General features: G+C 43.3%; 23 protein-coding genes. 13 read left to right on the top strand and 10 right to left on the bottom strand.

Annotated elements, in window-relative coordinates:
* Positions 1 to 25: 25 nt before the first annotated feature.
* From ftsZ to RSJ42_RS14450, 3 genes are all read right to left on the bottom strand, one after another.
* Positions 26 to 1,150 carry a cell division protein FtsZ gene (ftsZ, locus tag RSJ42_RS14460; protein WP_410507969.1) on the bottom strand — a complete coding sequence of 375 codons (1,125 nt, stop codon included), beginning with the start codon at positions 1,148 to 1,150 and terminating at the stop codon, positions 26 to 28.
* Positions 1,151 to 1,615: 465 nt separating this feature from the next.
* Complete coding sequence (locus RSJ42_RS14455) at positions 1,616 to 2,206, bottom strand: DUF99 family protein (protein WP_410507968.1); 591 nt, start codon at positions 2,204 to 2,206, stop codon at positions 1,616 to 1,618.
* 142 nt (positions 2,207 to 2,348) lie between these two features.
* Complete coding sequence (locus RSJ42_RS14450; protein WP_410507967.1) at positions 2,349 to 3,644, bottom strand: proteasome-activating nucleotidase; 1,296 nt, start codon at positions 3,642 to 3,644, stop codon at positions 2,349 to 2,351.
* 57 nt (positions 3,645 to 3,701) lie between these two features.
* Here RSJ42_RS14450 and RSJ42_RS14445 point away from each other — a divergent pair, with 57 nt between their 5' ends.
* On the top strand, positions 3,702 to 4,187 hold the full coding sequence (locus RSJ42_RS14445) for a multiprotein bridging factor aMBF1 (protein WP_410507966.1): 486 nt from the start codon (positions 3,702 to 3,704) through the stop codon (positions 4,185 to 4,187).
* 327 nt (positions 4,188 to 4,514) lie between these two features.
* On the opposite strand, the gene RSJ42_RS14440 is transcribed toward RSJ42_RS14445, so the two are convergent.
* Positions 4,515 to 5,357 carry a TatD family hydrolase gene (locus RSJ42_RS14440; RefSeq protein WP_410507965.1) on the bottom strand — a complete coding sequence of 281 codons (843 nt, stop codon included), beginning with the start codon at positions 5,355 to 5,357 and terminating at the stop codon, positions 4,515 to 4,517.
* 293 nt (positions 5,358 to 5,650) lie between these two features.
* Here RSJ42_RS14440 and RSJ42_RS14435 point away from each other — a divergent pair, with 293 nt between their 5' ends.
* On the top strand, positions 5,651 to 6,679 hold the full coding sequence (locus RSJ42_RS14435) for an isocitrate/isopropylmalate dehydrogenase family protein (RefSeq protein WP_410507964.1): 1,029 nt from the start codon (positions 5,651 to 5,653) through the stop codon (positions 6,677 to 6,679).
* Between the two features lie 254 nt (positions 6,680 to 6,933).
* Here the strand turns inward: RSJ42_RS14435 and RSJ42_RS14430 are convergent, their stop codons facing one another.
* Entirely contained in the window at positions 6,934 to 8,256 is a 1,323-nt protein-coding gene (locus RSJ42_RS14430; RefSeq protein WP_410507963.1) for an isopropylmalate synthase, read from the bottom strand.
* 799 nt (positions 8,257 to 9,055) lie between these two features.
* On the opposite strand from RSJ42_RS14430, the gene cbiT reads away from it, so the two are divergent.
* From cbiT to RSJ42_RS14395, 7 genes are all read left to right on the top strand, one after another.
* A complete protein-coding gene (gene cbiT, locus RSJ42_RS14425) occupies positions 9,056 to 9,610 on the top strand; it encodes a precorrin-6Y C5,15-methyltransferase (decarboxylating) subunit CbiT (RefSeq protein ID WP_410507962.1) in 555 nt (184 codons plus the stop codon).
* 101 nt (positions 9,611 to 9,711) lie between these two features.
* A complete protein-coding gene (locus RSJ42_RS14420; protein WP_410507961.1) occupies positions 9,712 to 10,320 on the top strand; it encodes a cobalt-factor II C(20)-methyltransferase in 609 nt (202 codons plus the stop codon).
* A 17-nt stretch (positions 10,321 to 10,337) separates the two neighbouring features.
* Positions 10,338 to 11,066, top strand: coding sequence for a cobalt-precorrin-4/precorrin-4 C(11)-methyltransferase (locus RSJ42_RS14415; protein ID WP_410507960.1), 729 nt, complete (start codon positions 10,338 to 10,340; stop codon positions 11,064 to 11,066).
* An 80-nt stretch (positions 11,067 to 11,146) separates the two neighbouring features.
* A complete protein-coding gene (locus RSJ42_RS14410; RefSeq protein ID WP_410510382.1) occupies positions 11,147 to 11,608 on the top strand; it encodes a cobalamin biosynthesis protein CbiG in 462 nt (153 codons plus the stop codon).
* Between the two features lie 71 nt (positions 11,609 to 11,679).
* A complete protein-coding gene (locus RSJ42_RS14405) occupies positions 11,680 to 12,051 on the top strand; it encodes a cobalamin biosynthesis protein (protein WP_410507959.1) in 372 nt (123 codons plus the stop codon).
* On the top strand, positions 12,020 to 12,817 hold the full coding sequence (gene cobJ, locus RSJ42_RS14400) for a precorrin-3B C(17)-methyltransferase (protein WP_410507958.1): 798 nt from the start codon (positions 12,020 to 12,022) through the stop codon (positions 12,815 to 12,817). The genes RSJ42_RS14405 and cobJ overlap by 32 nt, the downstream gene beginning before the upstream one ends.
* Positions 12,807 to 13,538, top strand: coding sequence for a precorrin-8X methylmutase (locus RSJ42_RS14395; protein ID WP_410507957.1), 732 nt, complete (start codon positions 12,807 to 12,809; stop codon positions 13,536 to 13,538). The genes cobJ and RSJ42_RS14395 overlap by 11 nt, the downstream gene beginning before the upstream one ends.
* Positions 13,539 to 13,835: 297 nt before the next feature.
* Here the strand turns inward: RSJ42_RS14395 and RSJ42_RS14390 are convergent, their stop codons facing one another.
* The 5 genes from RSJ42_RS14390 to RSJ42_RS14370 form a co-directional block, all read right to left on the bottom strand.
* Positions 13,836 to 14,486: a cytochrome c biogenesis CcdA family protein gene (locus RSJ42_RS14390; protein WP_410507956.1), complete on the bottom strand. Its 651-nt coding sequence runs from the start codon at positions 14,484 to 14,486 to the stop codon at positions 13,836 to 13,838.
* A 153-nt stretch (positions 14,487 to 14,639) separates the two neighbouring features.
* The gene (locus RSJ42_RS14385; RefSeq protein ID WP_410507955.1) at positions 14,640 to 15,143 is read right to left on the bottom strand and encodes a thioredoxin domain-containing protein; all 504 of its coding nucleotides are present in this window, start codon (positions 15,141 to 15,143) and stop codon (positions 14,640 to 14,642) included.
* A 308-nt stretch (positions 15,144 to 15,451) separates the two neighbouring features.
* On the bottom strand, positions 15,452 to 16,438 hold the full coding sequence (locus RSJ42_RS14380) for a transposase (protein ID WP_410510381.1): 987 nt from the start codon (positions 16,436 to 16,438) through the stop codon (positions 15,452 to 15,454).
* A 145-nt stretch (positions 16,439 to 16,583) separates the two neighbouring features.
* Positions 16,584 to 17,426 (bottom strand): P-loop NTPase, encoded by an 843-nt coding sequence (locus RSJ42_RS14375; protein ID WP_410507954.1) that lies wholly within the window; start codon positions 17,424 to 17,426, stop codon positions 16,584 to 16,586.
* A 61-nt stretch (positions 17,427 to 17,487) separates the two neighbouring features.
* Positions 17,488 to 17,826, bottom strand: coding sequence for a DUF134 domain-containing protein (locus RSJ42_RS14370; protein WP_410507953.1), 339 nt, complete (start codon positions 17,824 to 17,826; stop codon positions 17,488 to 17,490).
* Between the two features lie 205 nt (positions 17,827 to 18,031).
* Between RSJ42_RS14370 and RSJ42_RS14365 the strand changes: the two genes are divergently transcribed.
* The 4 genes from RSJ42_RS14365 to RSJ42_RS14350 all read left to right on the top strand — a co-directional run bounded on the left by RSJ42_RS14365 (position 18,032) and on the right by RSJ42_RS14350 (position 20,708).
* Entirely contained in the window at positions 18,032 to 18,403 is a 372-nt protein-coding gene (locus RSJ42_RS14365; RefSeq protein WP_410507952.1) for a NifB/NifX family molybdenum-iron cluster-binding protein, read from the top strand.
* A gap of 98 nt (positions 18,404 to 18,501) precedes the next feature.
* A complete protein-coding gene (locus RSJ42_RS14360; protein WP_410507951.1) occupies positions 18,502 to 18,867 on the top strand; it encodes a NifB/NifX family molybdenum-iron cluster-binding protein in 366 nt (121 codons plus the stop codon).
* Positions 18,868 to 18,912: 45 nt separating this feature from the next.
* Positions 18,913 to 19,764 carry an ATP-binding protein gene (locus RSJ42_RS14355; protein ID WP_410507950.1) on the top strand — a complete coding sequence of 284 codons (852 nt, stop codon included), beginning with the start codon at positions 18,913 to 18,915 and terminating at the stop codon, positions 19,762 to 19,764.
* On the top strand, positions 19,764 to 20,708 hold the full coding sequence (locus tag RSJ42_RS14350; RefSeq protein WP_410507949.1) for a 4Fe-4S binding protein: 945 nt from the start codon (positions 19,764 to 19,766) through the stop codon (positions 20,706 to 20,708). The genes RSJ42_RS14355 and RSJ42_RS14350 overlap by 1 nt, the downstream gene beginning before the upstream one ends.

Here is a 20,708-nt window from a genome sequence, read left to right as displayed (position 1 = left end):
CATTTTTATTTTTTCATTCCTCTGATCACTCTACGAAGTCAATTCCGTACTTATACGTGATGTTTTTGTCATTTCCATGCCCATAAATCTGGGCAGAAGTAACTCCTGTGACCACTATCATAGTACGTACTGTTTTTTCCAGATCCGGATCTACCTGGGCACCCCAGATCAGGCGGGCATTGCTGTCTATGCGGCTGTAAACTTCCTGTACCACGGATTCGGCTTCAGAAATGGTCATGTCAGGACCTCCAACCACGTTAACAAGGGCAGAAGTTGCACCCGATATATCCACATCAAGGAGAGGACTGCGCAGTGCTTTCTGGACGGATTCGACGGCTTTGTTTTCACCATCCGATTCTCCAAGCCCTATCATGGCGACGCCTCCGTTTTGCATTACAGTTCTTATATCTGCAAAGTCGAGGTTGACAAGCCCGGGCTTTGTGATCAGTTCGGTTATGCCTTTTACTGCTCTCATGAGGACTTCGTCCGATACTTTAAAGGCAGCCTGAAGAGGGAGTTTTGGAACCACTTCAATCAGTTTATCGTTAGGAACAACAATTACAGTATCTGCGACATCTCTCAGGCGTTCAAGGCCTGCTTCGGCGTTTGTCCTTCTGACGTGTCCTTCCACACTGAACGGGAGGGTTACAACTGCAATCGTAAGGGCGCCTGCATCTCTTGCTGCCTCAGCTACTACAGGTGCAGAACCGGTTCCTGTTCCTCCTCCAAGGCCTGCGGTGATAAAGACCATATCCGAGCCCTGGACGATCTTGTTAATCTCATCAATACTCTCGATTGCTGCATCTTCTCCTATCTGGGGGAGGCTGCCGGCTCCAAGTCCTCGGGTTTTCTTTTTCCCAATAAGGATTTTTTTGCCGGAGCGAATATGAAGAAGGTGCTGGGCATCAGTATTTATGGCAACAAGGTCTGCTCCCTGAATACCTTCGCCCATCATTCGCTGGATGCTGTTTGAACCGCCGCCTCCGCAACCTACCACTTTGATGGTTGTTTTTAGGCTTCTCAGTATTTCTTCAAGTTCAGCGTCCACTTCTATGTTTTCATCAGAGTAATCTGAATTTGAGTTATTTCCCTGCCCGCCACGTCCTTCCAGGGCAGATCGAGCAAGGGCTTCTTCCACAATGGATCTCATGCTACTGTTTTCCTCCATTCTGCTGGGGTGATCATTTGATGGATTATATTAGAAACAAGTATATTACAGCACGGAACAAATTATTTTAACCATCACATATACAGTTTCCAATTTAATAGTTTTCCTTTTCTAGTTTTTGAATTTATACTATATGTGTTTAATAATTTTATTAATGTTACCCTATTCTCCTGTTAAAAGTTATATTTTTTACTATTGGAAACTATCTGGAGCTGTTTTTTACTACACATATAAAATTTCTTTGGCTCAAATGTATATTTTTTTATATTTTATATTTTTTGAGGCTGGTTCATGTATTTTTATCTTTCCCTTTTTTCTGATTTTTTTTCCTTATTTTCTTAATTCAATATCCGGCAGGGCTCATCAGTACTCAATTATCTATCAGGGCTTCTGCTAATTTTTTACTCTGCCGGTCTCTTTGAATCCGGCAAAATAAGTACTCTCCAGTCAGGCTTTTCCTTTTGACTCCCCCAGGATTATACCAGTTGCAATCAGATGGGCGACCCTGAGAGGCTCCGGAATACTGCTCCTTATAGAAGTAAGGCGGATTATCTTCTCTACATTTTTTGCTCCTATGCCTGCTTTCTGGATATAGATTGGAGTTTCGTTTTTTCCTGTAACAATTTTTTCTATTTCACCTGCTTTTTTTATAATGTCCCAGCGCTTCTCTCCATCAGAGAAATGTCTGAGAGCAGATCTGATCTTCTCAAAATCCGGGTAGGAACGCATAACTACAATGACCGGAAGTCCTGTCTCCCCGTAGAGCTCCTGTATATCAATGACATTAAAGCCACCATATGTGATTCCATCAAGCATGATAATCCTGAGCTGACCATAATGCCTGCTGTTCTTTATCATCGTAGTTATTACCTCGGTTGCATCAAGCCCGTCCCTGGTAATCTCAGAGCGCAGGACTCCGTCTATCCATTCTCCTCCTCTAAAAATAGTCCCTACAATCATTACCTTTTCATTAAGAAGGGCAGAGTCATCTATACCCAGAATTCGGATTTCGGGTTTTACATGAAAATCTAAATTCACATCTACTTTTATGTTTGAATTCTAAAAATAGTTTGCCCGTTCCCCGTGATGCCGCTTCAAGCGTAAATCAGAGGGAAATCGGGTTCTTCGGGTAAAAGGTAGAGTGAGCGCCTCGAAAGACTTCTTCTTGTTCTCTGTATTCTTATACGAACATGGTTTCTGGAAGGTTGACAGGCATCATCTTCTGCGTATCCGCAGCCATAGATACCTTTTCCACTGCTTCGATGAATTCCTCCATCTCAACCAGTTCCTTATTCTTTCTGACCGCGAACATACCTGCTTCGGTAGCTATAGCCTTCAGGTCTGCTCCGCTCATCCCTTCGGTAGCTTTTGCAAGCTTCTTGAAATCGATGTCTCCTGCAAGAGTCATCTTTTCACAATGGATCTGGAGGATCCTTCCTCTGGCTTCTATTCCTGGCATAGGAACATGAACAAGCCTGTCAAAGCGGCCTGGCCTGAGGATTGCGGGGTCAAGGACATCCGGTCTGTTTGTTGCTGCAATTATCCGAATATTCTTCCTCTTGTCAAAGCCATCCATCTCTGCAAGAAGCTGCATCAAAGTCCTTTGAACTTCTCTATCTGCGCCAGTCGTCTCATTCAAGCGCCTTGCAGCTATTGAGTCCAGTTCATCAATAAAGATGATACTGGGAGCTTTTTTCCGTGCCATCTCGAAGATTTCCCTGACCAGTTTCGAGCCATCCCCTATGTACTTCTGTACAAGTTCGGAACCTACAACTCTGATAAATGTTGCATTGGTTCTGTGGGCTACGGCTTTTGCAAGCAGGGTTTTGCCTGTTCCCGGAAGCCCATAGAGTAATACTCCTTTTGGAGGCTCAATTCCTATCCGGGCAAATCGTTCAGGTGCGGTTAGAGGAAGTTCGACTGCTTCCTGAAGCTCCTGAATCTGCTCATCGAGACCGCCTATCTGATCGTAATCCACTTCAACACTTTCGATAACCTCCATTGCAGCAACAAAGGGCTCTTCCGTGGAAGGTATAACCTCTGCAATGGCAAGTGTATGCTGGTTCAAGGCAACTTTTGCCCCTGGCAGCAGTTTTTTCTCGTCAATATACTGTGAGACGTTAACCAGAAACTGAGGTCCGTTGCTGCTACGGACAATAATACGATCATTTTTAATGACATCAATAACCGTACCAATGATCAGCGGAGAGGTTTTCATCCGGTCAAGCTCTGACTGCAGCTTTCGTATCTCCCTCTCATACTTGATCTTCTGGTTCTCTAAATAGCGTTTCTCGGACTCTATCTGGCTACACTGTTCTTCCAGAAAACTGTTGCGGCTTTCAAGCTGCCTCACTCGGTCCTGGACGCTTTCAGTTGATTCCCCCAGCTCTCCAGGCTCGATTCCGTCATACACAGATCCGGGCTTCACAAGGTGACTGCGCATGCTTTCATCCTTACTTTTGGTACTTTCGGTCATGGAGCTCCGAATATTATTTAAGTTCATACCGTATATAGCGTTTTCGAAGTGATCAATATGCAGTGCGAAATATGTGGTGCAGAGATCCGCGGAAAGCCTATATGCATTACAATTGATAACAGCGAACTTCAGGTCTGCCAGAAATGTGCTCCTTACGGGAAGCCTGTTGACAAGCGGACCCCTGTGTCAAGAAAAGTCTCTCCAGTAGTTCGTACGGTACCACGAACTGAAAAGAAACCTAGAAAGGATTTTTTCGATATTTTAAAGGATGAGCTCCTGGATAATTACGATCAAATTATCCGGGAGGCAAGAGAAGCCAAAAGCTGGTCTCAGGAAGACCTGGCTGAGAACATAAAGGAAAAAGCGTCTCTCATTAAAAAGATAGAACGAAGGGAAATCGTACCCGAAGATACCGTTAGAAAGAAACTCGAACATACCCTTAACATCAAACTTACAGAACGCGTAGATGCTGCAGAGCAGGAAGTTTCTCATATGAGAAAAGACACCACTCTGGGAGATATCGTTAAAATCAAGCGCAAATAAATGTGAGTTTTGACTGTAAAGCTTTAAATTGAGGTTCTTTCCAGCAGCAATAGATGTCTCAAGCAGGCTTTTTCTTTCGGAAAACCGAAGGGGAGAGCTTGAGTTCGAAGAGGTCCCACTTTGAACCTCTTCAACTACTCGCTCGAGAAGATAGTTTATAATCAATCCAGTTTTTCGTGCCTCTCTTCTTAACTGTGTTTCTCGTAGTTTCTCAGAAACCTGTTACTTTTCTGCTTTTTATTTCAAAACCGGTATTTCTGAAGATAAAACTGGTATTCTGAAGATAAAACTAGTATTCTGAAGATAAAACTGGTATTCTGAAGATTATTAAAGCTCGATTTCGATGTCATAAACCTTTTCCGGGTTCTCTTTGTGGATGATCCAGAAAGGCTCTTCGCCGTATGTTTCCATCAGTTTTATAGTCCTTTTCGGGATTGTCTTAGGACCAAGTACAGCACCTGGCCTGTCAGGGTCATCGATATAATCAGTTTCCATCATAAAGCGAGTCCCTTCTTCGATTGCCTTCTCGATTGCCCCTTTAACAGATATTACTCCCGGAAAAATCCCGAGTTCCTCGCAGGTTTTTACAAGAGGGGGAGAATAGTGTTTAACCACCCTGTACATTTTTATCCCGGTTTTTTTTGCCCTTTCGGCTATGTCCTGAAGTTCGGGCTCTCCAACACTTTCGGTGTGGAGCTGAACTGCGCAGTCCTGTTCTTTTCCAAGAGTAAAGGCGTGTTCCATTATCTCATTTGAAGCCGCCCAGACATCTTCGGATACGGGATAATGCGGGCGTCCGGACTTAATTCCCACTGCAAGACCTCTTTCCACATATCCTGCAGCCAGCTCAAGGCCTTTTTTCATAATTTCTGTCGCTTCTGATAGTTCCATATATTCCGTAAGCTTTGAGATCTCAGCAGGATGAACCCCCATTACCGGAAACGCTCCTACTCCGATCTCGCGGATTTTTGATGCTATTTCCACGGTCTCGTCAAAGACCGCAAGGTAATCTTCGGGTGTTTTGACCTCAATTCCAAGGGACCAGCTTGGTTTGGTGACAAGGATTATATGCGTTCCCCCGGATTTCTGGAACTCTCTTACGGCCTCAAGGCCTCTTGCTCTGGGATCTATATGCATATGGTTGTCAGTGATTGGAACTTTTGCAGGCATGCTTATTTCCTCGAATATTTCTGACTTTTTTCAGGATTATCTTTTATCAAACCAATTCTATTAAAGTACGAAGGAAGAGTTATATTCAGCAATTTCTTATCTACTTCAAGGAATCCCATCTCTGTTTCCAGGGAGATTACTCTATATTATTACCCAAAAGTTGAAATATGAGCCTTACATTGAGTACGCGGCAAGACTCAATTATACTTACCAATTCTTAGAAAAGTTCCCCCTTTTTTAGCTTTTCATCGCTACGGTTCATTTAATACGAACCCTATATATCTGGTGATAACATGACCAAAACCGCAGCAGTAATCAAAGGTGACGGGGTAGGCCCCGAACTCGTAGACGCAATGCTTAAAGTTGCAGAAGCCGCTGGCACCGATGTTGAATTCATAATGTGTGAAGCAGGAGCCGGCTGGTGGGAGAAGCATGGTGGTAATTCGCTTATCCCTGAAGAGACCTGGAATGTTCTTGACAGTTCAGATGCCTGTTTCAAGGGCCCAACAACCACTCCGGGCGGAATAGGTTCCCCTCGAAGTGTAGCTGTATCCATCAGGAGAAAATACGACCTCTATGCCAACGTCAGGCCAATAAAAACCTTTCCTAACTCAAGTGCGCCTCTTGGGGATGTCGAAATGGTCTGTGTGCGTGAAGGGACAGAAGGCCTCTATATAGGAGAAGAAATTCAGCTCACAGACGATGTATCCATTGCAATCAGGAAGATTACCCGTACAGCTTCCGGTAAGATCGCACGCTATGCATTTGAAGAAGCAAAAAGGAGAGGTTACGATGCTGTTGTGCCCATCCATAAAAGCAATATACTGAAACTGACCTGCGGCTCTTTCCTGGAAGAAGTCGAAAAGGTTTCAAAGGACTACCCGAACATTGAGGTCTGGCCATATCATATTGATAATATTGCCCAGCAGCTTATCAAGAACCCTCAGATCTTCAATAAAAAAATCCTCCTTTCTACCAATCTCTTCATGGATGTAATAAGCGAGGAATGTTCAGCTCTTGTCGGCAGTATAGGGCTTATCTATTCTGCAAATATCGGGGACAACTTTGCAATGTTTGAACCGGCTCATGGCTCAGCTCCCAAGTATGCCGGTCTGGACAAAGTAAACCCTGTCGCAACTGTGCTTGCAGGTGCCTGGATGCTGGACTATCTTGGAGAAAAGGAAAAGTCTGAAGCCATATTCAAGGCCACAGAGCGTGTAATTTCCGAAGGTAAGTATGTCACTTATGACCTCGGGGGCAACGCAAAGCTCAGCCAGATGACAGACGAAATTGCAAAGTACACAGCAGAAATCCTGAAGTAAGGATTCCTGAACAAGATCTGAAAATTCGAATATTACGGATTCGAAAATCCTGGTCTGACTGAAGTAAAATAGTGGTAAAAGCCAGTATTAATAAAGGTTAATAAATGGTAAAATCAGTAGTGATAACGGTTATAAGTGGAAAAAGCTAGTAGTAAAAGATTATAGCCAGTATAAGGCCAAAGCTGATATAAGGCTTGAATAACCTTATACCACTTTTAACTTTATACCACTTTTAACTTCTTCTTTTAATTACTTTATTCTTTTTCTTCCGCAAATTCCTGAATTCTCCCTTTATTTTTGAGTTTTCCTCCACCCGTACGTACAGGGTCGCAGATAGGCTGATAAAGGAAATACTTTTCAACATAAGCGAGGAGCTCCTCATCCGAGATGCAGGAAACCCTTTCTTCTTTATCATAAAGCTTCTGGATCTCCCTCTGGATTTTAAGCAGCCTTTTATCGTCTTTTTCTACTATGGTCTCTACATCAAGGAGGTTGTTTAAGGTTTCCTGGACCTTATAGCGTATTACCTCAAGACCTGAAGAGTCGCCTATCAGAAGGAGCCTGGTGCCTCCTACCAGCTCAGGCGGGTAAGGCTCGTAGTTGAAGGGATTTTTCAGGACGCCTGCAGCGTGGATGCCTGACTCATGGGCAAAGATATTTTTCCCGACAACGGCTTTATTTCTCGGAACCCTGAGCCCGAGCTCCTTTTCCATAAATTCTGCAAAACGGGTCACAGGCTCAAGGTTATATTTATCAAAACCTTCAACTCTGTCTGCCAGGAAGAGCAGGATTTTTTCCATTTCGCTGTTTCCTGCACGCTCCCCTATGCCCAGGAAAGTCACACTTGTCCAGTTGGCCCCGTGCCAGAAGCCTGCAATCGAACTTGATGACCCGAATCCATAATCGTCATGGATATGGGTTTCTATATTTTTGACCCCAATCTCTTTTTTAAGGTGCTGGATAATTTTAGGAATCCCGTAAGGTTCTTCTATATTCATGAACGGCATCCCATAACCAACGGTATCGCATACCCTTATTATACAATCAGGATCGATTTCCATAATCTTTTTTACCAGGGGGAAAACAAAGCCGTAATTATCAGCTCTTGTCATGTCTTCCAGGTGAGCCCTTGTGCGCAGCCCATGATCCACTGCATATTGAAGGGCATCAAGATATTTTTCTTCAGCCTCCTCCCTGCCTGAAAGCCTCATCTTGGAATGAATATGAGTATCTGAAACAGACATTAGAATCCCGGTTTCTTCAAGCCCGTCAACTTCCAGGATTTTATCTATATCTGCCCTTGACGCCCTTGCCCATCCAGTAATTTCCGGGCACTCATACCCCCTGTCGAACATTAGCTCAACAGCATCCCTATCTCTTTTATTGAATACAAAAGCTTCAAGTTTCTCGATCCCTATCTCGTGCAGGTATTCGTAAATTTGGATTTTGTGTTCTCTACTCAGGACTATTCCCGGCATCTGTGAGCCATCGCGGATGGTGCTGTCACTTATGAATACCTCGTTCCCATAAGGCAGCTTTAATTTTGGCAGGTCCTCATATGATTCATAAATTTTCATATCTTTTCCTCCTATCTTTTCCAGGCGGTGGGCCCTGCGTTGAGAGAGCGGGCTCAGGCTGCTGGGGTTTTTCCTGTCAAAAAGATACTGTTATGTATGCAGATCAGAAAATCAGGTATTAAACCGAAGAAGTTCATCTTCCTATTTGAATACTAAATAGGGGATTATTGTATTGTTTTTACTTCAGAGGCGTTTAACCTTTTTTAAAAAGACATTTTATCGGAATTACTGGAAATTTTATTAATATACGACTTTCATGTTTAAAATCTCTTTCTTTCAAAATATATACATTTTCTTACATCCTTAATTATAAAAATGTTCTGAAGGTATAATAATGAAAGGAAATTTCTACCCTTTTTTATCTCAGACCTTTCCAGTTTCATTGAAAGAGTTCCTGTTTAGGAAAAACATCTGTTCGAAAGATACCTGTCCAGCCTTCAAGGGATTCTTATTTAATTTCTGAAGGATTATATTAAAGGCTCGGCTTACATGTGGCTCAAAGTTTTTCATATGTTTTTTCTCTTTTTTTCCCATGGTTCGTTAAAGTTTACTTTCCTTTATTGCCCTTCTTACCGATAATAAGGTATATCTACAGCAAGTTATATTTATAATCGGGTAGATCTGAGATATCTAATTTATATAAGTCTCTATGTTTGGATCTGCATACTATTTGCACCTGATTAAAATCACGTCTTACTGGTTCCATCGGTGCATTCTTACTTAATATAATTTCCAAATAATATCACCATATATTTAATTTGCATCAATATATTTGCTTTAATTTTTCCTGAGGTAGAAAATGTCCGAAATAGTAAGTGTTAGCGGCGGTCCGACTAAACCGGAAATAATTGCAGTATCCCTTTCCAAACTCGGACTTAAGGATGGGGACCGATTCGCAGATGTAGGCTGTGGTACTGGATCAGTCTCTATTGAAGCGGCCAGGATTGCCCGGAACCTGGCTATCTATGCGATAGATGCCCGTAAAGAAGCTCTCCTTGCCACGGAAACTAATTTCAAGAATTTCGGGATCAAAAATGCCAGAGTTTTAGCCGGTGAAGCTTCGGATATTCTTGGTTCCACAGAGTCTATTGATTCAATAGACTGCGCTTTTGTAGGCGGAACAAAAAACATTGATTCCATACTTGAGAAGCTTGTTGAAAAAAAAGCCCGGAGCATTGTGGTAAACGCTGTCCGCATAGAAACTGTTGTCAGGACGATCGAGGCTATGAAGAGACTGGATATTTTTGATGAGGTAGTCCACGTAGCGGTCTCGAGAAGCGCCCCAATTGCCGGAGAGACCATGTTTAAACCTGAAAACCCTGTGTATATAGTTGTCGGAAAGCGACAATCCTGAAATTATCTTCTAAAATTATCTTTTAATTACTATCAGATTAAATCACCATCAAGTTAATCAAATCATATTTATTATTTACCTGTAATTTATGGAGCGATAATATGTTAATAGGAGTAGGACTTGGTCCCGGAGACCCCCAGCTTTTGACCCTTAAAGCAGTGGATGTTTTGAAAAACAGCGATAAGGTATATGTTCCAGGACGCCTGGCAAAAGACCTTGTGGCTCCCTATGCGGATGCCGAAATCCTTGAATTCCCCATGATAAGGGATATTGAAGTCCTGAACTCTTTCTGGAAAGAGAATGCAGACCGCATTGCAGATGAGGCGAGAAAGGGAACTGTAGCTTTCGGACTTATAGGTGACCCAAACTTTTTCTCAACTTTCACTCACCTGAAAAAGGTTATGCACAGGCATTATCCTGACGTTGAAACGGCAACAGTTCCCGGGATAAGCTCCATCACGTCTTTTGCTGCAAGAACTGATGTGGCAGTTGAGAGTTCCTTTGAGGTAAGTGACGGCTCTGATATTGGATATAAGATCCATCTTAAAGCCACACAACCCAGAAAAATCATTGAAAAACTTGAAACTGAAGGATACAGGGAGTTTATTTTTGCAGAAAAACTCTTTTCGGACAGTGAACTGATTATCAGCAGGAAAGAAGACATCCCGGAAAAAGGGAATTATTTCAGCATCATTTACGGTAAAAAATAAGCAAAGGGAATGGTCAGATGGAAAGAAAAGTATACTTTGTAGGAGCAGGCCCCGGAAACCCCAAACTGATTACCGTCCTCGGGCGTGAGATGCTTGAGAAAGCAGACCTTGTTATGTATGCGGGCTCGCTCGTAAACCCTGAAGTTCTTAACTACACAAAAGGAGAGACAGTGGACAGCTACGGTCTTACCCTTGATGAGACTACCAAGATAATTGCCGATGCCGTGGATGCAGGAAAGTTCGTAGTGAGGCTCCACAGCGGAGACCCATCCCTTTACGGGTCTGTTATAGAGCAGATGGAAGAGCTGAGAAAATATGATATAGAAGTCGAAAGGGTTGCCGGTGTCTCCTCGGTTTTTGCAAGTGCAGCTGCTCTTGGCACTCAGCTGACTCTTAACGGCGTTTCGGATACACTCATTATTACCCGTCCTGCCGGAAAGACCCTGGAAAAAGATCTCATCCCCGAACTTTCTGCTTATAATACCACGATGGCAATCTTCCTCGGCACCCAGAAGATCAGGGAGATTATGGAAAAAGTCCGCTGCCCGAAAGATACTCCTGTTGCAGTCGTCTTCCATGCGTCCTGGGAAGATGAAGAAGTCATCACCGGGACTGTGGAAGACATTGCAGATAAGGTCAAGGATGCAGGGATCAAACGCTCGGCAATGATTATTATCGGCGGAGTTGTTGACCCTAAAAACTACAGGAGGTCCTACTTATACGGAGTAGCCCAGGAACCGCTGTAATCACCTTTGAAAGGAACAGGGAAATTGCATCAAAGATAGCACAGCATCTTGAAGCTGACCTTCTGCTTTACGAAAAGGGTATCTTCAGGAAAGCCTTTGAAAACTACGGGGCAATAGTTGCAGTTTTTGCTACGGGTATCGTAGTAAGGGATATTGCTCCTCTTCTCGATAATAAGTGGTCAGACCCTGCAGTGGTTGTTGTGGATTCAAACCTTAATTTCGCAATTCCTCTCCTTGGAGGACACCATGGGGCAAACGAGGTTGCCCGAAAAATCGCGGAATTAGGGGCGGTCCCTGTACTCACAACGGCTACGGAGGTCCACGGCAAACCCTCGGTTGAGGGGATAGCCGATAAGTTAGGCTGCGATGTCTTCAATAAAGAATCCACAATTGCTGTAAACTGCGCTCTCCTTGACCAGAACGTGGAAGTTCTTGAAGTTAAGGGACCCAGGATTGTTGTTGTGGATGAGGATGTTTCCGTGCTTGTTAGAAAAAAGCAGGCTGAAGTAAATGATAATAGTGCTGGAAAAAGCGATAATTAATACTGGCTGATAATTAATACTAATTTCCGGCACTAACATGCCGAATAATACCGAAACTGCACAAGATAGCAGTGGATAAAAGATTACTGATGATTCTTGGAATCGGAACCCGCAGGGGCATTACAAAAGAAGAAGTTGTCGAAGCCGTAAAACAGGCGCTGGATGAATGCGGCCTGAGCCTCCAGGAGATTACGGCTTTTGCCTCCGCGAAACTTAAAGAAAATGAGCGAGGTCTGCTGGAAGCGGGTGAACTGCTCGGCATCCCGGTGAATTTTTTGCCGGATGAAGTGCTGAACAGCTACAATCCTCCTTCATCCTCCCAGGCTTCTCGCTTCGGATTAAAAGGGGTTGCAGAGCCTGCTGCGCTGGCCCTTTCGGAAAAACACGAATTGATTTGCAGGAAGAAAGTCTATGGCAGAGTCACAATCGCAATCGCAAGATAAGGCATCCGGAAAACTCTACGTTGTGGGAATAGGACCGGGTTCAGTGGAGCAGTTAACCCTCAAAGCCCGGGATGTAATCCTTAATGCCGATTATGTTCTCGGAAACAGTACCTACCTTGATCAGATGGAAAGTCTTCTCGGCACTCAGGAAGTAATCCGGAGTTATATGGGAAAAGAGGTTGATCGAGCCCGGAAAGCCGTAGAACTTGCAAAATCCGCAAACGTGGTCATGGTCAGCGGAGGAGATACCAACGTCTATGGCATGGCAGGTATCGTGCTGGAAGTTGCTGAACATGAGAACCTTGATGTGGATATTGAAATCCTTCCCGGAGTCACAGCAGTCCTTGCAGGCGCAAGCATTCTCGGTGCACCTGTCGTAACGGATTTTGCGGTTATCAGTTTAAGCGACCTTTTAACTCCCTGGGAAGTTATCGAAAAAAGGCTTAATATGGCTGCAGATGCCGACTTCGTGATAGGCCTCTACAATCCAAAAAGCCGCAAGAGAAAGTCCAATTTTGCAAGAGCAATCGAAATTATTCGCAAGTATAAGGCAGATTCCGTGCCTGTCGGGCTTGTCAAGAATGCCATGAGAGGCGAGGATGAGGACCAGATCGTGACAACCCTTGGAGAAGTTATGAACTATGAGGACTGGGTGGACATGAGCACCGCTATTCTCATAGGCAATGGGGAATCCCGGATCTGGAAGTCTCCGAAAAAGGATATGATCATAACACCCAGGGGGTATCACAAGAAATATGACTACTGAACAAAAAGCGAATGAAAACGCAGGAAACCTCGATAACCTTGAAGAATTTACCGAGCTTACAGTTGAAGTAGACCCCGAACTTGTAAATATCTGCAATGACTCGGGAGCAAGGACTGAAGAGGCAAAAGCCATCTACATGAAAAGCCGGACAATGATCCGGGAGATTGTAGGAAACTCTACCCCTGAAGACCGCTTCCGCCAGCGCTGCGTCATTGCGACCGGAGACCTTTCGGTTGCCGACATCATGCGCTTTACGAATGATCCCATACCTGCTGGTATCGAGGCTATTAAAAAAGGTGCCCCAATTTTCGTGGACATCAATATGGTAAAAGCCGGGGTTACAAAAGCAGGGCACAAATCCGAGATCATCTGCGTGCTTGATGAAGACCCGGATGCTAAAATCGCGAATAAATACGGGATAACCAGGACATCAGCAGGCTTCCTGGCGGCGAGGGAAAAACTCGATGGCAGCATCATTGCAATAGGAAATGCTCCTTCTGCCCTTATTATGGTCTGCAAGCTTATTGAAAAAGGTGTGAGGCCTGCCCTTATAATCGGTCTCCCAGTTGGTTTTGTGAATGCAGCAGAGTCAAGGGAAATGGTCAGAAACCTGAAAATCCCGATCCCCTCAATCAGCTGTGTAGGTACAAGAGGCGGAACTCCTATGGCTGTTGCCTGCGTAAACGAACTCGTAGCAATCGCAAAAGAAAGTGAGGAATAATTCCCTGCTTTCTTTTTTGATTTTTATTTTTACGTCAGCTTATTTGTTTTCTTTTTGTTTAAGCTGCTATTTTTCGTTATTTTTTATCTAGTAAAATTTTAATCTGTCAAAAATTAATAGTGGATATAGATTAATAATAACGAAATATCCACTCTGGAACTGAGAATTATTTGTCACGATACAGTTCTTTGAATGTACGGTTTAATCGGGATGAAAGTATACGTTAGAATAACTATGGATAACAATGTCACGAACAGGACTAGGCTGGATATCTTTTCTAAAAATAAAGTAAAAAATTTAAAAAAGCCACCAGAAGTGATTCTGGTGGACCATCCAGAGCCCAACAAGGATAAGCACCAGTCCGGCTATTTTCTTAAGTGCTGCATCATATCTTGATATAAGTTTTATTTTCGAGGTGGAGAGATGGGCTGAGTATGCGAGCAGGAGCATGGGCACAGCAAACCCTGCAGAGTAAATCATAAGGGTCAGTGCACCGTTGGAAGTACTCCCTTCCAGGGCTACCATTGTCAAAATTGAGGCAAGTATTGGGCCCACACAGGGAATCCAGAGCACTCCTAGAGAAAGCCCTAACAGAAGACCAGAAATCGGACCGCCCTCATTCATTCCTGCAAGGAGAGGGAACCTTGCAAAGGCATTAAACAGGCTTATCTCAAAAAGCATGGCAAGCCCCATTGTAAGTATCAAGATTTCTGCCAGGATTTTTAGCTGGCCTGTGTATGCCTGAAAAGCTGCTCCGAAAGCGGAGGTTACGATTCCCATAAGGGTAAAAGATATGGTTACTCCAAGAACTATTGTAAGGGGCCTTAACTTTCCTTTTCCTGCCGAACTTGCGAGGACTGCAGGAAGAAGGGGCAGGATGCATGGGGACAGGATGCTGAGGATTCCTGCACCGAATGCAACCACTGGGGAAATAGTTTCATAAGACATGGCTCTAATCTGGCTTTTTACTTTCCGTTTTTTAAATTACTGTTTTTAATGCGGAAGTATGGGAATCATGATTTCAGTGTAAACTAAGTCGGAAATCTGAACTTTCATACAATGATGGAAGCTGGAAACCCGGATCTCTCCGCACGTCACACTTCATTGTTTTGCATCAGTGTTTTCATGGTAAAGGACAGCTCTGTCCAGAAGGTCTTCGAATACCTGCTTGTCCCTGACTCCCAGAACTCTTGCCTGGAACCTGTCTGTAGTAACGCTTCCATTCTCCTGCATATAAACATACTCTCCGTCCTTAAGGCTAACGACCACAAAGGAATCAGGAATATAAGATGATGCGAAATAATTCGAAAGATTCTGGCTTATATCTATGTCTACAGACATAACTGTAGCTTTTCCAGTGTATTCGGCTGCGAGGTCACTCAGGATTGGTTTCATTTCCCGGCACGGTCCGCACCACTCAGCTCCGACTTTAACGAGGACAGGGCCTTCCTGAATGGACTCGTTTAACTGTTCCAGCTCGGTCAAGTTTTCAACAACGCTTACCGGAACTTCCTGAGCACCTGCCGAGTTGTTTTCATCTTCAGTACAGCCTGCCGTAAAAAGTACAGCTGCGATCAGGATTAATGATACAAGTAATTTATTCATGTTCTCAACATTGATTTTTCATTTATTGTAATTTAGGCTTTCCGTATAGCTTCTCTCTTTTCCCGAATCTTTATTCTACTGATCTAGAAAGCCTCAATTCCTCAATAGAATTATCCATCATACACAAATAATTAACTGTAAACAAAGATAAAAAGTATCACTATTTATCGATTTAAAATATTCGATAGAGTAAAAAACAATAACTTTATTAGATACATTCTACAGAAGCGGAAAAGAGAGCTGGAGTACTAAATAATAGGACTTACGCACTTGCCTGCTTTGCAGGCAGCTTTCGAGTTTTTTACTTTTTAATCTAATTCATATATTGGTTTTCTGATATATTGACTTACAGCATTTCTTGTAATGCTTAACTTTGTCTCAAACCATGTCATTCCTGTTTTCATTCTTTGGACTTCAAATCTTAGGAATGCTCTTAGTGCCATCATAATATGTGCTCTCTGCACATTATTTCTTCTTGCCTGACAGCGTTCTACTCCACAAAACTGTTTAATTCCTCTATGGTACTCTTCAATTTTCCATGCTTTTTTCCCTAACTCTTTCCTTTTTTCTTCTTTCATATCCAGTACATCTGTAGCCCAATACTGCGTGTCTCCGTCCTCGGAAACTATCCGAAATACTTTGATGAAACCATATTCTTTCAGATGAACCGTTATTCCTTCTGGTGGAATACTTAACAATTCAATTGCTACATTACCAGTCTTATCAGGATTAACTAACCGGTTTTTCTTCAATCTCGTTAACCAGTGCCATCCTTTTTTCCTGATCGCTTTGAGATTCTTTATACTGGAATACCACGTATCAAACAGAACAAATTCAGGCTTAAAACCACGTTCTTCTGCCTTATTCAACATATCAAGGAAATGATCGTTTTTTGTCTTTCCATCAGTATTTATATCGTAAATTCTAAAGTCAACAGGAATTAGAGCTTCATTATAGGTCCAGACAACGGTTTCAAGATTGATCCCATTTACAATCTGATGATGTTTACCACTCCATTGTCTGTAAACAAGATCCATATGCTTGGAATATGGTTTATCCAGAACAGTATCATCGAAAACAAGAAATCCAGTGTAAGGAGTGACTATATCTTTTACTTCTTCCCATAAAGCCTCCGTATCCGGAGGCTGCCTTAGAAGAAGACGGGTAAAAGAGTCATGAGCTGGATTATTAGAATCTAAATAACTGCACTTAGAAGCTTCGGTACAGCTAAACACGCGTGAAGAAGCGATAAGAAAGTTGATGTAATCGAGATCAGTGCATTTAGGAGGATTTATTTAATTCAACCCAGAGATTTTTTTTGATTATATTTATACCAATATATTAAAAAAAGTATTTTAATGTAACTTATGAAAAAGTGCTTCAACCGCGTAAGTCCTAAATAAAAAAGAAATAGAAAGAGAAATGTAAATAATTTTTACTTTATTCTTTTTCCAGCATTTTTTCTACTGCACTCACGACATTTTCGAAATTCTTCTGCCATTCCGTGCCGTGTTTAAGCTGATCCTGGACAACCGTTCCTTTATCTTCCATTTCCGCAACTCTCGGTTCTATAGGCAGCCTGGCAAGAATAGGAATATTGAAGTCTTTTGCGGCTTTTTCAACGCCTCCGCTTCCGAAAACATCTATAGGTTGGTTGCAGTGCGGGCAGATAAGCCCGTGCATGTTATCCACGAGGCCTATAATAGGCACATTCAGTTTTTCCGAAAAAGTAATTGATTTCCGGACACTGATGAGAGCCACATCCTGCGGAGTTGTCACAAGCACTGAACCGTCACAATTGGGAATAAGCTGTGCCACGCTGAGAGGCTCATCTCCGGTTCCAGGAGGCAGGTCAATAATCAAAAAGTCAAGAGCTCCCCAGAAAACCTCTTCAAGGAACTGCTTGATTGCTCCCATTTTAGCAGGCCCCCTCCAGATTATGGGCGAGTCTTTGTTCTCGAGCAGAAAACCAATAGACATCATTGAGAGGTTGGGAAGCACCTGGACCGGGAGAATTCCTTCTTCATTTACCTCAGGTCTTGCGGACTCGAGTCCGAAGATAGTAGGAATGGTCGGACCGTGGATATCGCAGTCAAGAAGACCTACCCTGTGTCCGCGGAGTGCGAGCCCGACAGCGAGATTTGCGGCAACCGTACTTTTTCCTACCCCGCCTTTCCCACTCATTACCATGATCTTGCGCTTGATGCGCCTGAGGTTAACTACAATTTTTGGTTCCTCAGGTTTTTTCGATAAGCTTTCCAGTGGTTGAACCTTATCTGTCATTTTTATCGCCTTTCTAAAACTTCTGGAATTTTTTGTTTGTCCCTGTGTTCATACTTCTCTTTCACGAGTCAGCATCTTCTTTATTATCAGCAGCCTCAGCCCTGATATAGTTACCGCCCTTAATTTCTATTGCTTTTCCCGTGCTCAGTGCAAGAGCTACTTTCATTCTGGCGGCTTTCAAATCTTCCCAAAAAGCCCTTCTCGATACCCCTACTCTGACGGCTGCGTCTTCCTGCCTTAGACCCTCTACATCTACCAGTCTCAGGGCTTCAAGCTCCTCTACTGTGAGGGATATCACTTCAAGGTCTACTAATGGAACTCCTCGAGGCTTGAAATATGTAATATCAGGGGTTTGTTCAACGCGCCTGGGACATTTCGGTCTTCCTCTGCATTTTTTCATAGGTTGCTTATGCACATTGTCGAATAAATATATAACAATTTCTCTTTTCAAATAGAAAATTATAAATATTTACGTACATATGAGTGAAATTATACTTTGTCTCTCTGCCTCACTGAGGTCGGCAGGATTGACATAAACCAACCTCACATTAAATTCTCAGAAAATGCGGATTTGAGAGTCAGCGTATCGCATTGGAGCATAAAACATGAAAATCTGCATAAGTGCCTGCGGGAAGGATCCTGAATCTGAGGTTGACCCTCAGTTTGGAAGATGCAATTATTTCCTGATAATAGATCCGAATGCTGGGTCTGTATCATCCATCAAAAACCCGGGCTTAAAAGCTCAAAATGGTGCCGGAATTCGGGCAGCGGAGACAATTGTGGATAAAGGAGTAAATACGCTCTTAACTGGAATTGTTGGACCTAATTCTTTTTCTGTACTTTCCGAAGCAGGTATTGAGATCTACTCTGGAGCCCGGGGTACAGTCTCCTTTTCTCTTCGGGAGTACCAGTCCGGAAAGCTTCCCATTCTTAAGAGTCCGAACGCTTCCAGTCATAGCAGTATGGATAAAGTTTGATTTAAATCTTAAATCCGGAGCTAAGTCTCAAAAATCAAAAACTTTGCAATAATTTCTTACCAATATGCCCTTAAATGAATATCAACAAAGGTGACAAAATGAAAGTATGTATACCTACCAGAGATAATAAAGGAATGGAAGGGGCTGTAGAACAACACTTCGGAAAAGCTCCTACTTATACAATTCTTGATACTGACACTGGAAAAGTTTCCGTAATACCAAATACAAGTGAGCATATGGGCGGAGTAGACCTGCCACCTGAGTTTCTCTACAAGAATGGAGTTGAAATTATGCTCTGTGCAGGACTGGGGTACAGGGCTGTCAGGATGTTTGAATCTTATGGAATCGATGTTTTCGTAGGTGCAGGTGGCACGGTCCAGAACGCAATAGAAGCCTGGGAAGCAGGTCATCTCAATAACGCCAGTGCTGAAAATACCTGTGCTGAACACGATCACCATCACTGAATAACGTGCTTTTTAATTTATATGCCAGGCGGGAAGTTACAGCTCATGAAAATAGCAATAGCAAGCGGCAAAGGTGGTACTGGAAAAACAACGGTTGCAGTAAATCTTGCTCTTGCTCTCGGTGAAGTACAACTTTTTGACTGTGACGTGGAAGAGCCTAACTGTAACCTGTTTCTGGGATTTGAGCTGGAACCTGTAGAAAAAGTTTTTTGCCTGGTTCCTGAAATTAATCCCGACAAATGTACACTTTGCAAAAACTGCTCTAATTTTTGTAAATATAATGCTCTGGCTGCCCTCCCCAAAAAGATCCTTTCATTTCCTTCCCTCTGCCACGGATGTGGCGGATGCAGCCTTGTCTGCCCGGCAGGAGCTATAGAGGAAAATCCCGAGCCTATAGGAATAATTGAAAAAACGTCTTCTGAATCTCCATTCATATTTTTCTGCGGCACTCTAAACATCGGAAAAGCAATGGCAACGCCTGTAATAAGATCGCTTCAGAATCATATCGATGAAAGCAGACCTGCAATAATTGATTCTCCTCCTGGAATTGCATGCCCTGTTCTTGCAGTTATGGAAAGTGCAGATTATTGTGTTCTTGTGACAGAATCCACTCCTTTTGGTTTTCATGGTTTCTGTCTTGCTCTGGAGGCTGCAAGAGCTCTGAAGATACCTATGGGCGTTGTACTTAACCGTGAAGGGCTGGGGGATTCAAGAGTTGAAGATTTCTGCAGGGCAGAAGGAATACCTGTTCTGCTCCGTATCCCCAATGACAGGACGATTGCCCGGCTTTATTCGGAAGGCATTCCTTTCGTCAGGGAGATGCCTGAATGGAAAAAAAGATTCGAAAACATGTTTCTAACAATAAAAGAACTGGCTTTTAAAAATATGGGGGTATAATGAGGCAGCTGGCTATAATTAGCGGAAAAGGTGGTTGTGGAAAGACCACCCTTACGGCTGCCTTTTCCTCTCTTGCAGAAAATATTGTACTGGCAGACTGTGACGTTGATGCATCTGACCTGCCTCTTATTCTTAAGCCCCAGGTGATTAAAATAGAGGACTGTCCGGGTCTCGAGCTTGCTTCTATTGATCATGATCTCTGTAATGGTTGTGGTATCTGTGCGAAAGTGTGCAGGTTCGGGGCAGTTCTTGAAAACTTCACGATAAATCCGTATAGCTGCGAAGGCTGTGCAGCCTGTACTGTCGCCTGTCCAGAAAACGCCGTATCCTTGGTGCCGGGAGTTTCCGGACAGGCAGTTTCCTCCATGACCCGTTTCGGGCCAATGGCTCATGCAAAGATGGGCATCGGAGAGGAAGCCAGTGGAAAACTTGTGAATATGGTTAGAAAAAAGGCTGTAGAACTTGCAGATCAATACTGCTGCAAATTAATAATTATTGACGGCCCCCCAGGTACTGGCTGCCCGGTTATGGCAGCAATTACCGGAACTGACCTTGTCCTTGTGCTTAGCGAGCCCACTGTTTCTGGACTCCATGACCTGAAACGGGTAATCGAGCTTACAGAACATTTTAAAATTCCAACTGTTGCCTGCATCAACAGGTATGATATCAACAGGAAAAAAAGCCTTGAAATTGAGGCTTTTTGCAGGGAAGCAGGAGTGCCTCTCCTTGCCTGTTTGCCTTACACGGACATTACTACACAGGCAATGATAAAAGAGGAATCTGTGATAGAATATGCTTCTCATTCCAGGGATCCTGGGGCTGAAGAATTCGCAAAACTTGTCCGTAAGCTCTGGTCAGAGATTGAAATGAGAGTTTTACAACCCCCGGATAAAGGGATACGCTCAAAAGCTCTCCATATCAGGGAATTCAAATTTCCAGAATAA

It is taken from the genome of Methanosarcina hadiensis, assembly GCF_046529725.1.
In the GTDB taxonomy this organism is placed as follows: domain Archaea; phylum Halobacteriota; class Methanosarcinia; order Methanosarcinales; family Methanosarcinaceae; genus Methanosarcina; species Methanosarcina hadiensis.
The sequence above is the reverse complement of the archived record's forward strand: the minus strand, read 5'-3'. Positions and strand labels throughout refer to the sequence as shown.